The sequence below is a fragment of the Agathobaculum sp. TL06 genome (genome assembly GCF_054658635.1).
The window spans coordinates 25,584-38,486 of record NZ_BAAGGY010000027.1 but is presented as its reverse complement, the minus strand read 5'-3'; the positions used below and the strand labels follow the sequence as shown (position 1 = coordinate 38,486).

The following is a 12,903-nucleotide window of genomic DNA, read 5'->3' as shown; positions in this document are numbered from 1 at the left end:
GCACCCGCAGGCAGGACATTGAGATTTATTACAGCTTTGTCGGCAAGATTGACTTGCCCGAAGCCTAACGCCCGACCTATCCGACACAATGGCCAAGTGCCGGATAGGAACGGCAAAATTTTTTACACTTCTATTACTTCTTTATCGCACATAAGCAAAAAGCCAGGGCATGAAGCAGCTCATGGCGGGCGCTGGCGTCGCCATCGTCGGCATGGTGCTGGTGCCCCTGCTGTCCGGCCTGTTCACTGTCTGATCGTTTCCCGCAAACAGCCCTGAGAAATCCTCTTGCCGCCCCTGCCCCCAGCGGGGGCGGCTGAAAGGAGGTTAGCACCGTATGGATTTCTTACTGGATGCCCTTACCAACTGGCTCAAGGAAATGTTGGTGGGCGGCATTATGAGCAACCTATCGGGGATGTTCGACAGCGTGAACCAGCAGGTCGCGGATATATCCGTGCAGGTGGGGCAAACGCCGCAGGCGTGGAACGGTGACATTTTCAGCATGATCCAGAATCTGTCCAACACCATCATGGTGCCGATTGCAGGTGTGATCCTGGCCATCGTGATGACGCTGGAACTGATTCAGATGATTACCGACCGAAACAACCTGCATGATGTGGACACCTGGATGATCTTCAAGTGGGTGTTCAAATCCGCCGCAGCCATCCTGATTGTCACCAACACATGGAACATCGTGATGGGCGTGTTTGACGCCGCCCAAAGCGTGGTGGCGCAGGCGGCGGGCATCATCGGTTCGGACGCTTCCATCGACATCTCCTCTGTCATGACCGATATGGAGTCCCGGCTGATGGATATGGAACTGGGGCCGCTGTTCGGCCTGTGGTTCCAGTCGCTCTTTATCGGCATTACCATGTGGGCGCTGTATATTTGTATCTTTATCGTGATCTATGGCCGTATGATTGAGATTTACCTTGTCACGTCCGTGGCCCCCATCCCGATGGCCACCATGATGGGCAAGGAATGGGGCGGCATGGGGCAGAACTATCTGCGTTCTTTGATTGCCCTGGGATTTCAGGCATTTCTCATCATCGTCTGCGTGGCGATCTACGCCGTTCTGGTGCAGAACATCGCCACCGAGGATGACATTATCATGGCCATCTGGAGCTGCGTGGGCTACACGGTCCTGCTGTGCTTTACCCTCTTTAAGACCGGCAGCCTATCTAAAGCAGTGTTTCAGGCGCACTGACCCAGGAAGGAGGAACCCGAAAATGGCTTATGTACCCGTACCCAAAGACCTGACGAAAGTCAAAACCAAGGTCGCGTTCAATTTAACCAAGAGGCAGCTGGTCTGCTTCGGCAGCGGGGCGCTCATCGGCGTGCCGCTGTTCTTTTTGCTCCGGGGGCCTGCGGGAAACAGCGTGGCTGCCATGTGCATGATGCTGGTCATGCTGCCCTTCTTCATGCTGGCGATGTACGAAAAACACGGCCAGCCCCTGGAAAAGATCGTGGGCAACATCCTCAAGGTGGCGGTCATCCGGCCCAAGCAGCGCCCGTTTAAGACCAATAACTTCTATGCCGTGCTGGAACGGCAGGCAAAACTCGACAAGGAGGTGTATGACATTGTTCACCGGAAAGAAAAACCGGCAGGCCGATAAGGATGGCAAGCAGCCGCCGGTTCCAAAGAAGAAACTGTCCCGTGCCGACAGGAAACAGATTGAATCTGCCATTGCCCGCGCCAACCGCACGGATAAAAAGGAAAAATCGGCCCAGGACAGCATCCCCTATGAGCGGATGTGGCCGGACGGCATCTGTAAGGTGGCGGATGGCCGCTACACGAAAACCGTCCAGTTCCAGGACATCAACTACCAGCTCTCGCAGAACGAGGACAAGACCGCGATTTTTGAGGGCTGGTGTGATTTTCTCAACTACTTCGACAGCTCGATTCAGTTCCAGCTGTCTTTTCTGAACCTCGTGGCCTCCGAGGAAACCTTCGCCCGCGCCATCAACATCCCCCTCCAGGGCGATGATTTTGACAGCATTCGGACGGAGTATACCACCATGCTGCAAAACCAGCTGGCACGGGGCAACAATGGTCTTATCAAGACCAAGTATCTGACCTTCAGCATCGAGGCGGACAGTCTCAAGGCCGCCAAGCCCCGGCTGGAGCGCATCGAGACCGACATTCTCAACAACTTCAAGCGCCTGGGCGTGGCCGCCGAGGTGCTGGACGGCAAGGCGCGGCTGGCCCAGCTCCACGGCATCTTCCACATGGACGAACAGATTCCGTTCCGGTTTGAGTGGGAGTGGCTGGCTCCGTCCGGCCTGTCCACCAAGGACTTTATCGCGCCGTCCGGCTTCGAGTTCCGCACCGGCAAGCAGTTCCGTATGGGGAAAAAATACGGGGCTGTTTCTTTTTTGCAGATTTTGGCCCCGGAGCTGAACGACCGGATGCTGGCGGATTTTCTGGATATGGAAAGCTCTCTGATCGTCAGCCTGCACATCCAGTCGGTGGACCAGATCAAGGCCATCAAGACGGTCAAGCGGAAAATCACTGACCTGGACCGCAGCAAGATCGAGGAACAGAAAAAGGCCGTCCGTGCCGGATACGATATGGACATCATTCCGAGCGACCTTGCCACCTACGGCAACGAGGCCAAAAAGCTCTTGCAGGATTTGCAGAGCCGCAACGAGCGAATGTTTCTGGTGACTTTCCTGGTGCTGAACACGGCGGACAATCCCCGGCAGCTGGACAACAACATCTTCCAGGCATCCAGCATCGCGCAGAAGTACAACTGCCAGCTGGCAAGGCTGGACTTCCAGCAGGAGGAAGGGCTGATGAGCAGCCTGCCCCTGGGCCTCAATCAGATCGAGATTCAGCGGGGGCTGACCACCAGCTCCACGGCCATCTTTGTTCCGTTCACTACGCAGGAGTTGTTCCAGAGCGGCAAGGAGGCGCTGTACTACGGCATCAACGCCCTGTCCAACAACCTGATTATGGTGGACCGTAAGCTCTTGAAAAACCCCAACGGCCTGATTCTCGGCACGCCGGGTTCCGGCAAGAGCTTTTCCGCCAAGCGTGAGATCGCCAACTGCTTCCTGCTCACCAGCGACGACATCATCATCTGCGACCCGGAGGCCGAGTACGCGCCCCTGGTGGAGCGCCTGCACGGGCAGGTCATCAGGATTTCGCCCACCAGCAGCAACTACATCAACCCGATGGACCTGAACCTGGACTACTCGGACGATGAAAGCCCGCTGTCCCTCAAGTCTGACTTCATTCTGTCCCTGTGTGAGCTGATCGTGGGTGGCAAGGAGGGCTTGCAGCCGGTGCAGAAAACCATCATCGACCGCTGTGTGCGGCTGGTCTATCAGGAGTACCTCAATGACCCGCGCCCGGAGAATATGCCGATTTTGGAGGACCTTTACAACCTGCTGCGGGCGCAGGAGGAAAAAGAGGCCCAGTACATCGCCACGGCGCTGGAAATCTACGTCACCGGCTCCCTCAACGTGTTCAACCACCAGAGCAATGTGGACATTCACAACCGCATCGTCTGCTACGACATCAAGGAGCTGGGAAAGCAGCTCAAAAAGATCGGGATGCTGGTGGTCCAGGACCAGGTGTGGAACCGTGTCACCATCAACCGCGCCGCCCACAAGTCTACCCGCTACTACATCGACGAGATGCACCTGCTCTTGAAAGAGGAACAGACCGCCGCCTACACGGTGGAGATTTGGAAGCGGTTCCGCAAGTGGGGCGGCATCCCCACCGGCATCACGCAGAACGTCAAAGACCTGCTTTCTTCCCGCGAGGTGGAGAACATCTTTGAGAACTCCGACTTCGTGTATATGCTCAACCAGGCGGGCGGCGACCGGCAGATTCTGGCCAAGCAGCTGGGCATTTCTCCGCATCAGCTGTCCTATGTGACCCACTCCGGCGAGGGCGAGGGCCTGCTGTTCTACGGCGCGACCATTCTGCCTTTTGTGGACCACTTCCCGAAGAATACCGAGCTGTACCGCATTATGACCACCAAACCCCAGGAACTGAAAAAGGAGGCTGAATGACCATGAAACCCAATACCTGTGAACTGAATTCTATGATGTTTTTTGAGGCGGCGCAGGACGAACAGCGCGCCAACCTGCTCACCGAACTGGCGGATGCCGTCAGCGAGACCCGCACGGCGGCGAATCAGGCGGCGGAACTGACCGGGGACGGCGAGGCCGGGCTGCTGCGCCTGACGGAAATCTGGTGGGCCGTGAACGGCGTTCCCGATGCCCCCAGCGTCGTCATCTTCGAGGGGGACCAGATGGAGCTGTTGGCGAATCTGGTGGCGCAGATCTACGCCCATCTGCTCCGGCATCCCTCCGGCGGTCCCCTGGGGCTGGTTCTCTATGTGGAACTGCGCTACATGATGGCCTCCCTGATGTTGGGGGAATGGTTTGACTAAGGAGCCGCGCCTGCGCTTTACGGACGAGGAACGGGCTGACCCGGCGCTGGAGAAGCCCATCCGCAAGGCGGACAAGGCCGCCGCCAAAGCGGATAAGGCGCAGGCCAAAATCCCGAAAAAGACGGTCAAGACCAGAGAAACGGTCGTGGACCCGGCCACCGGCAAGAAAACCGTCCGTCTCAAATTTGAGGAAGTGGATAAGAAAAAACCGCCTTCCAAACTGTCCCATGCGGTGCGGGATGCGCCCGCCAACGCTGTGACGGGGAAAATCCACAAGGAAATCCGGGAGACCGAACAGGACAATGTGGGCGTGGAGAGCGCCCACAAGTCCGAGGAAGCGGTGGAGACCGGCGTACATCTGGTGCAGGAGGGCTACCGCAGCCATAAGCTGAAACCGTACCGCAAGGCGGCCCAGGCGGAGCGGCGGCTGGAAAAGGCCAACGTGAACGTCCTGTATCAGAAGTCTTTGCAGGAGAACCCCCAGCTTGCCAGCAACCCCATTTCCCGCTGGCAGCAGAAACAGCAGATTAAAAAGCAGTATGCCGCCGCCAAGCGCGCCGGTCAGGCTGCCGGGAATACCGCCAAGACTGCGGAGGCCACCGGCAAGGCGGCCAAGACGGTCAAGGAGAAGGCCCAGCAGGCCGGGGCCTATGTGATGCGTCACAAGAAAGGCTTCGGCATCGCCCTGGCGCTGTTTTTGATTGTCTGCCTGCTGCTCAACACCATGTCCTCCTGCTCCATGATGGCACAGAGCATCGGTTCAGCCATATCCGGCACCACCTACCCCTCCGATGACCCGGAGCTGGTGGCGGTGGAGGCCGACTATGCCGCCAAGGAGGCGGCGCTGCAAGCCGAGATCGACAACATCGAGAGCAGCCACCCAGGGTATGACGAGTACCGCTATGACCTGGACATGATCGGCCATGACCCCCATGAGCTGGCGGCCTATCTGTCCGCCGTGCTGCAAGGCTACACGCAGGCGAGCGCCCAGGCCGAGCTGGACCGGGTGTTTGCGGCACAGTATGAGCTGACGCTGACCGAGGAAGTGGAGGTGCGCTACCGCACTGAAACCCGGACGGACAGCGAGGGCAACGAATATGACGTTGAGGTGCCCTACAACTACTACATCTTAAATGTCACCCTCACCAGCAAGCCCATATCTTCTGTGGCTTCGGAGCTGCTGACAGCGGAACAACTGGAAATGTACCAGGTGTACCGGCAGACGCTGGGCAACAAGCCGCTGATCTTCGGCGGTGGTTCCGCCGACACCAGCGATTCCGAGAGTTTGGCCGGTGTGGAGTTTGTAAACGGCACCCGCCCCGGCAATCAGGCCGTGGTGGACATCGCCAAAAGCCAGGTGGGCAACGTGGGCGGCCAGCCCTACTGGAGCTGGTACGGCTTCAACAGCCGCGTGGAGTGGTGCGCCTGTTTCGTGTCCTGGTGCTACGGCCAGATGGGGCTGTCCGAGCCGCGCTTTGCCGCCTGCCAGTCCCAGGGCATCCCGTGGTTCCAGTCTCACGGACAGTGGGGCGGGCGGGATTACGCCAATATCGCCCCCGGCGACGCCATCTTCTTCGACTGGGACCTGGACGGCAGCGCCGACCATGTGGGCATCGTTGTCGGCACCGACGGCAGCCGTGTCTACACCGTAGAAGGCAATTCCGGCGACGCCTGCAAGATCAAGAGTTATTCCCTGACCTACGAGTGCATCAAGGGCTACGGCCTGATGAACTGGTGACAGAGATTTTCAAAGAGGAGTGATTGATTATGGCTAAGAACAAAATCCAGCGCATTGACTTGGAAATTCAGAAAACCCGCGAGAAGATCGCGGAGCAGCAGGAAAAGCTGAAGGCTTTGGAGGCGCAGAAAACCGAGGCGGAGAACCTGGAGATCGTCCAGATGGTGCGTGCCCTGCGTATGACCCCGGAGCAGCTTTCCGCCATGCTGTCCGGCGGCATGGTGCCCGGCCAGACGGTGGCTCCCACCGATTCCGAACAGGAGGACATGACCCATGAAGAATAAGAGAATTTTCAAAACCTTTTCCGCCCTCTGTCTGGCCGCTGTGATGGCGGTGGGCTTCACGGTCCCGGCCTTTGCCCAGGGCACCGACCAGTCTCCGGCGGAGGACGCCACCAACGACGCCAACGTGGTGGTGGAGGAAACCGAGGACAGCCCGGCCCTGACCCCGGAGGGCAACGCCGCCCTGGTGGATGATTTCGGCGGCAACAAGCAGCTTATCACCGTCACCACCAAGGCGGGCAACTACTTCTATATCCTGATTGACCGGGCCAACGAGGACAAGGAAACCGCCGTTCACTTCTTGAACCAGGTGGATGATGCCGACCTGCAAGCTCTGTTGGAGGACGGCCAGGCTGCGGAAGAAGCACCCGCCACCTGTACCTGCACGGAGAAATGTGTGGCCGGTGCGGTCAATACGGCCTGCCCGGTGTGTGCTACTGACATGACCGGCTGTACCGGCAAGGAGCCGGAACCGGAGGCCCCGGAGGAAACCGCGCAGCCGGAGGAACCGGCGCAGGCCGCAGGGCTGAATCCGCTCATCCTGCTGGTGGTACTGGCTGTGCTGGGCGGTGTCGGTGCGCTGGCTTACTTCAAATTTATCCGCAACAAGCCCAAAACCAAGGGCAGCGACGATTTGGATGGTTATGATTACGGCGAGGATGAGGAAGAACTGCCGGAGGATGAAGCCTGGGAGACCGAGGAATCTGACGCGGCGGACGCCGACGGGGGCGGTGATGCGGAAAGCGAGAACCAGGCCAAATGACCCGCTTCACCGACAGCCCCTTTGAACCCATGATGACACGCAGGCCGGAGGGCGGGAAGGACACTTCCCGTCCTCCCTCTTTATCTCCCGGCCACCCCTGTTATGGCTGTGGGAATTACCGTTACGGGCAGCCCTGCGTGGGATTCTGCCACCGGCAGCTGACTGCATGGCTGCGGGAAAGGAGGAAAAAACCATGACACAATATCGACTGGTGATCGCGGAGAAACCCTCGGTTGCAAAATCGCTGGCTGCCGTGCTGGGGGCCGCGAACCGCAGGGACGGTTATCTGGAAGGCAACGGCTGGCTGGTGAGCTGGTGCCTGGGGCATCTGGCCGGGCTGGCGGATGCCGCCACCTACAACCCGGACTATGCCAAGTGGCGCTACGACGATCTGCCCATCCTGCCGGAGTCCTGGCGGTTCACCATCGCCAAGGATAAGCGGGACCAATTTGATGTGCTGCGTACCCTGCTGCGGCGGGAAGATGTGACCGAGGTGGTCAACGCCTGCGATGCCGGGCGCGAGGGGGAGCTGATCTTCCGCACGGTCTACTGCCTGGCAGGCTGCACCAAGCCCATACGCCGCCTGTGGATTTCCAGCATGGAGGATTCCGCTATCCGGGAGGGCTTTGCAAACCTGCGCCCCGGCTCTGACTACGACGGGCTGCACCAGGCGGCCCTCTGCCGTGCCAAGGCGGACTGGCTGGTGGGTATCAATGCAACCCGGCTGTTTTCGGTGCTGTATCACCGCACTTTGAATATTGGCAGGGTCATGTCCCCGACGCTGGCGCTCATCGTCCAGCGGGAAGCCGAGATCGACGCCTTCAAGCCGGTGCCGTTCTACACGGTGGTCCTGGAACTGCCCGGCTTTTCCGTTTCCGGGGAGCGCATGGTGGACAAGGCCGCCGCCCAGCAGCTGAAAACGGCCTGCCAGGGCGGCACGGCCACGGTGAAAAAAGTGGAGCGAAAGGAAAAATCCGAAAAGCCGCCCGCCCTCTATGACCTGACCACCCTCCAGCGGGACGCCAACCGCCTGCTGGGATATACGGCCCAGCAGACCCTGGACTATCTGCAAAACCTCTATGAAAAGAAGCTCTGCACCTATCCCCGGACGGACAGCCGCTATCTGACCTCCGACATGGCCGAGGGGTTGCCGGTGCTGGTGAATCTGGTTGCCAACGCCATGCCGTTCCGCAAGGGCATCGCCATTTCCTGTGATGCGGCGGCGGTCATCAACGACAAGAAAGTGACCGACCACCATGCCATTATCCCCACCCGGAATATCCAGGAGGCGGACCTGTCCGCTCTGCCGGTGGGTGAACGGGCGGTGCTGGAGCTGGTGGCCCTGCGGCTGTTGTGCGCTGTGGCGGAACCTCATACCTATGCGGAAACCGCCGTGATGGTGGAGTGCGCCGGAGCGGAATTTTCCGCCAAGGGCCGCACGGTGAAGCAGCCCGGTTGGCGGGCGCTGGACGCGGCCTACCGCGCTGGGCTGAAAAATGCGGAGCCGGACAAGGAAACCGAGGACAAAGCCCTGCCGGACGGAGGCCGTCTGCCAGAACTGGCCGAGGGCCAAAGCCTGCCGGTCGCCGGTGCCGCCGTCAAGGAGGGCAAGACCACCCCGCCCAAGCACTACACCGAGGATACGCTGCTCTCCGCGATGGAGACTGCCGGGAAGGACGAGATGCCGGAGGACGCCGAGCGCAAGGGCCTGGGAACCCCGGCCACCCGCGCCGGGATTCTGGAAAAGCTCGTGTCCACCGGCTTCCTGGAACGCAAAAAGAGCAAAAAGCAAGTGCAGCTCCTGCCGTCCCATGATGCGGTGTCCCTCATCACCGTGCTGCCGGAGCAGCTGCAATCGCCCCTGCTGACCGCTGAATGGGAGTACCGCCTGGGCGAGATCGAGCGCGGCGAACTGGCCCCGGAGGACTTCATGTCCGGGATCAGCGCCATGCTCCAGGAGTTGGTGGGGACCTATCAGGTCATCAAGGGGACCGAGTATCTGTTCACGCCGCCCCGTGAGGTGGTGGGCAAATGCCCCCGCTGCGGCGGTGAGGTTGCAGAAATGCAAAAAGGCTTCTTCTGTCAGGATAAATCTTGCAATTTTGCAATCTGGAAAAACAGCAAATGGTGGGCCATGAAGCGCAAGCAGCCCACCAAGGCCATTGTGACGGCGCTGCTCAAGGATGGCCGCGCCCGCGTGACTGGGCTGTACTCGGAAAAGAGCGGCAAGACCTACGATGCCACCGTGGTTCTCGATGATGACGGCAGATACGCCAATTTCAAGCTGGACTTTGACCGGCAGAAAGGCGGCGGGAAATGAAACTGAGTTTATATGAACAGGAAACCATTATCCTCTACAACCAGGCCGAGACCACCGCCGAGGTCTACACCCACGACCCCCGACTGCTGGAAAAACTGCGGCGGCTGGCAGAGAAATACCCGGACCAGATCGTGAAAAAGGACCGGCAGACCTTCACGGTCCCCAAACGCTGCGTGTCGGTTCGGGAGCCGTACAGTGCCGAGCGCCGCAAGGCGGCCAGTGAGCGGGCCAAAGCTGCCGGGTACAGGCCGCCCACTCCCAAGAAAGGCAATGAGTAAGCATGGCCGAGAGCATTTTTGAGGCCGTCAAGCAGTCTGTCACCGTCCGGGAAGCGGCGCAGATGTATGGGATCGAGGTCAACCGGAGCGGCATGGCCTGTTGCCCCTTCCACGATGACAAAAATCCCAGCATGAAGCTGAACGAGGACTATTTCTACTGCTTCGGCTGCGGGGCCACCGGCGACGTGATCGACTTTACCGCCCGGCTCTACAACCTGTCCCCCAAGGAGGCCGCTGAGAAGCTGACCCAGGATTTTGGCCTGGCTTATGACAGCCAGGCCCCGCCCCGGAGGCGCTATGTCCGACAGAAAACCGAGGCACAGAAGTTCAAGGAGGACCGGGACCATACCTTTCGTGTCCTGGCTGACTACTATCATCTGCTCAGAAAGTGGGAAACGGACTATTCTCCCAAAACACCGGAGGAAGCTCCACACCCCCGGTTCATGGAGGCAATTCAAAAAAAGGACTATACGGGCTACCTGCTGGATTTTTTCCTGGAGGACAGCCCGGAGGAACAAAAACTGTGGATTGCCGCACATCAATCAGAAATCGCCAATTTGGAAAGGAGAGTGAAATTCATGGCTGATAAGCCCACCAACCGGGAGCGGTTGCAGGAGATCACGGCGGGCATTGAACAGGGCATCAAGGAGCTGTTCGAGAGCGAGAAGTATATGCGCTACCTGTCCGTCATGTCCAAGTTCCACCGCTATTCCGTCAACAACACCATGCTCATCTATATGCAGCGCCCGGACGCCACGCTGGTCGCTGGCTTTCAGAAATGGAAAAACCAGTTTGAGCGCCATGTGAAAAAGGGTGAGCATGGGATCACCATCATCGCCCCAACGCCGTACAAAAAGAAGATCGAGGAAATGAAGCGCGACCCGGACACCCAGGCACCCATTCTGGACGCAGACGGCAAGGCGGTCATGGAGGAAAAGGTAATCGAAATCCCCCTGTTCCGCCCGGTCAAGGTGTTTGATGTGAGCCAGACGGACGGCAAGCCCCTGCCGGAGCTGGCTTCCAGCCTGTCCGGGACGGTGCCGCACTATGAGGCGTTTCTGGAGGCGCTGCGCCGCTCCGCGCCGGTTCCCATCGAGTTTGAGCCGATGGCCGAGAACATGGACGGCTATTTTTCCTCTGAGCAGCAGCGGATCGCCATCCGGGAAGGCATGAGCGAGGTGCAGACCGTTTCTGCCGCTGTCCATGAGGTTGCACACAGCAAGCTCCACGACCCCAAAAAGTATGAGGCGGAGCCAACCTGGAAGATTGTCATGGTGAGCGAGGGCGGCACCAAGCGGGACTTCCGTATGGATTTTGCCACCGAAGCGGAGGCGGAACAGGCCGCCGCCGAGGAAGGCTGGCGCTATGTGGACGAGAATCAGTTTGAGTGGCGGCTGGAAGTGGAGGAAGATCTGACGGCGGTGAAACAGGCTGCCAAGAACCGCAACACCGAGGAAGTGGAGGCCGAGAGCATTTCTTATGCGGTTTGCCAGTATTTCGGCATCCAGACCGGCGAGAACAGTTTTGGCTACATCGCTTCCTGGTCGAAGGACAAAGAGCTGAAGGAGCTGCGGGCCAGCCTGGAGACCATCAACAAGACTTCCTGTGAGCTGATTAACGACATTGAGCGAAACTACAAGGAAATCTGCAAAGAGCGCGGCATTGACCTGACCGCGCAGCAGGAACAGCCTGCGGCAGAGATGGAAGCCCCCACACAGGTTCCGGTCCGCCATGAGTACAAGCTGCATGACAATTTTGAGCGCACCTCTCCGGCAGACGGCACCTATATCCAGGAATACACCGTTGCGGAGGATTTATCCCTTACTCCAGGCGAGGTGCTTTATACCGGCACCTATGGAGAATGTACCAAGCTGTACGCCGCCCTTCAGGATGGCAGCATGACCGCCAAACAGGTCAAAGACCAGACAAAGATGGAAAAGCTCTATGAACTGGATGAGCGGCTGTACCTCCACATCCAGCCCTGTGAAGATGGCTATGACTACACCATCTACGATAAAGATACCATGCGGGCGCTGGACGGCGGGCAGCTGGACGCCCCGCAGCTTCCGATAGCAAAGGCTTGTCTGGAAATCTGTAACCTGCATAACATTGGAACCCACACGATTGCCTATGCACCGCTGGAAATGGTGGAAACTCTGCAAGAAGCACAGCTTTCCCAACCACCTCTACCGCCTGAACCGCCGGAGCATCATCTGGACGAATACCCCATGCCGGACCCTGTGCTGACCCAGGACGATCTGGAAAAATGCGGCTACCTGGACGGGGATTTGCTGCCCCTCTCCAAAGAGAGAGCCTACGAGCTGATGGAGCGCGACTTGACTGTTTACATGATCCAGCAGGGCGAGAACCCGGAGATGGCCTTTGATACCGCCGATCTGGACGCCCATGACGGCATCTTTGCGGTGTCCCGTGAGGAATGGGAGGAAAGCCCGGAGTTTGATAAGCTGGTCAAGGACCGCATGAATCACCAGCAGGAACGGGAGCAGGCGTTTCTCTCCCACAAGGGGGACTGCTATGCGATTTACCAAGTGAAGCACACTGACGAGCTGCGGGACATCCGCTACGAGGGCCTGGAATGGCTCCAGTCCATCGGGCGGACGGTGCAGCGGGATAACTATGAGCTGGTTTATACCGCTCCGCTGCTGCCCTCTGATTTGAAAGGCGATACCACCGAACAGCTCTTTTACCGTTTCAACAATGAGCATCCCGCCGATTACGGCCATCCGTCCATGAGCGTCAGCGACATCGTTGCCATCAAGCGGGACGGCAAGGTATCCTGTCATTACTGCGACAGCTTCGGCTTTCAGCAGATTCCCGGATTCCTGCCGGACAATCCGCTGAAAAATGCGGAAATGGCCGTGGAGGATGACTACGGCATGATCGACGGCATCATCAACAACGGACCCAAGGAGCCGACAGTGTCCCAGCTGGAACAGCAGGCCCGCAGCGGCCAGCCGATCTCCCTCATGGATTTGGCTGCCGCCGCCTACCGGGAGGACCGGGACAAGAAAAAGTCCGTCATGGAGCAGCTGAAAAGCCAGTCCAGGACGGAACACAAAAAGACAGCGCCCAAAAAGAGCGCGGAAAGGGAGATTTGAT

The 12,903-nt window shown here is 58.9% G+C and carries 10 protein-coding genes and 1 pseudogene; all 11 read left to right on the top strand.

Annotated features, from left to right (window positions below; genetic code table 11):
- Positions 1-154 precede the first annotated feature (154 nt).
- Positions 155-253: pseudogene (locus tag ACYQ3S_RS13855) on the top strand (Maff2 family mobile element protein); the annotation flags it as partial.
- An 81-nt stretch (positions 254-334) separates the two neighbouring features.
- Complete coding sequence (locus ACYQ3S_RS13850; RefSeq protein WP_459689857.1) at positions 335-1,204, top strand: VirB6/TrbL-like conjugal transfer protein, CD1112 family; 870 nt, start codon at positions 335-337, stop codon at positions 1,202-1,204.
- A gap of 22 nt (positions 1,205-1,226) precedes the next feature.
- Positions 1,227-1,613, top strand: a complete 387-nt coding sequence (locus ACYQ3S_RS13845) for a PrgI family protein (RefSeq protein WP_459689856.1) — start codon at positions 1,227-1,229, stop codon at positions 1,611-1,613.
- Positions 1,573-4,020, top strand: coding sequence for a VirB4-like conjugal transfer ATPase, CD1110 family (locus ACYQ3S_RS13840; protein ID WP_459689855.1), 2,448 nt, complete (start codon positions 1,573-1,575; stop codon positions 4,018-4,020). Before ACYQ3S_RS13845 ends, ACYQ3S_RS13840 begins: the two co-directional genes overlap by 41 nt.
- A gap of 2 nt (positions 4,021-4,022) precedes the next feature.
- The gene (locus tag ACYQ3S_RS13835; RefSeq protein ID WP_459689853.1) at positions 4,023-4,403 is read left to right on the top strand and encodes a DUF3851 family protein; all 381 of its coding nucleotides are present in this window, start codon (positions 4,023-4,025) and stop codon (positions 4,401-4,403) included.
- Positions 4,396-6,141, top strand: a complete 1,746-nt coding sequence (locus ACYQ3S_RS13830) for a CD1108 family mobile element protein (RefSeq protein WP_459689852.1) — start codon at positions 4,396-4,398, stop codon at positions 6,139-6,141. Before ACYQ3S_RS13835 ends, ACYQ3S_RS13830 begins: the two co-directional genes overlap by 8 nt.
- Positions 6,142-6,170: 29 nt before the next feature.
- Entirely contained in the window at positions 6,171-6,425 is a 255-nt protein-coding gene (locus ACYQ3S_RS13825) for a DUF4315 family protein (protein ID WP_337576309.1), read from the top strand.
- Positions 6,415-7,185 carry a DUF4366 domain-containing protein gene (locus tag ACYQ3S_RS13820; RefSeq protein WP_337576307.1) on the top strand — a complete coding sequence of 257 codons (771 nt, stop codon included), beginning with the start codon at positions 6,415-6,417 and terminating at the stop codon, positions 7,183-7,185. Before ACYQ3S_RS13825 ends, ACYQ3S_RS13820 begins: the two co-directional genes overlap by 11 nt.
- A gap of 193 nt (positions 7,186-7,378) precedes the next feature.
- Positions 7,379-9,505: a type IA DNA topoisomerase gene (locus ACYQ3S_RS13815; RefSeq protein WP_337576304.1), complete on the top strand. Its 2,127-nt coding sequence runs from the start codon at positions 7,379-7,381 to the stop codon at positions 9,503-9,505.
- Entirely contained in the window at positions 9,502-9,783 is a 282-nt protein-coding gene (locus ACYQ3S_RS13810) for an immunoglobulin (RefSeq protein WP_459689849.1), read from the top strand. The genes ACYQ3S_RS13815 and ACYQ3S_RS13810 overlap by 4 nt, the downstream gene beginning before the upstream one ends.
- A gap of 2 nt (positions 9,784-9,785) precedes the next feature.
- Complete coding sequence (locus ACYQ3S_RS13805) at positions 9,786-12,902, top strand: YodL domain-containing protein (protein WP_459689848.1); 3,117 nt, start codon at positions 9,786-9,788, stop codon at positions 12,900-12,902.
- The last annotated feature ends 1 nt before the right edge of the window (position 12,903 follow it).

Excerpts from the sequence above, each read along its gene's own strand:
- ACYQ3S_RS13845 (WP_459689856.1), top strand. The coding sequence starts at position 1,227 with ATGGCTTATGTACCCGTACCCAAAGACCTGACGAAAGTCAAAACCAAG.
- ACYQ3S_RS13820 (WP_337576307.1), top strand. The coding sequence starts at position 6,415 with ATGAAGAATAAGAGAATTTTCAAAACCTTTTCCGCCCTCTGTCTGGCC.
- ACYQ3S_RS13850 (WP_459689857.1), top strand. The coding sequence starts at position 335 with ATGGATTTCTTACTGGATGCCCTTACCAACTGGCTCAAGGAAATGTTG.
- ACYQ3S_RS13805 (WP_459689848.1), top strand. The coding sequence starts at position 9,786 with ATGGCCGAGAGCATTTTTGAGGCCGTCAAGCAGTCTGTCACCGTCCGG.
- ACYQ3S_RS13815 (WP_337576304.1), top strand. The coding sequence starts at position 7,379 with ATGACACAATATCGACTGGTGATCGCGGAGAAACCCTCGGTTGCAAAA.
- ACYQ3S_RS13825 (WP_337576309.1), top strand. The coding sequence starts at position 6,171 with ATGGCTAAGAACAAAATCCAGCGCATTGACTTGGAAATTCAGAAAACC.
- ACYQ3S_RS13835 (WP_459689853.1), top strand. The coding sequence starts at position 4,023 with ATGAAACCCAATACCTGTGAACTGAATTCTATGATGTTTTTTGAGGCG.
- ACYQ3S_RS13840 (WP_459689855.1), top strand. The coding sequence starts at position 1,573 with ATGACATTGTTCACCGGAAAGAAAAACCGGCAGGCCGATAAGGATGGC.
- ACYQ3S_RS13810 (WP_459689849.1), top strand. The coding sequence starts at position 9,502 with ATGAAACTGAGTTTATATGAACAGGAAACCATTATCCTCTACAACCAG.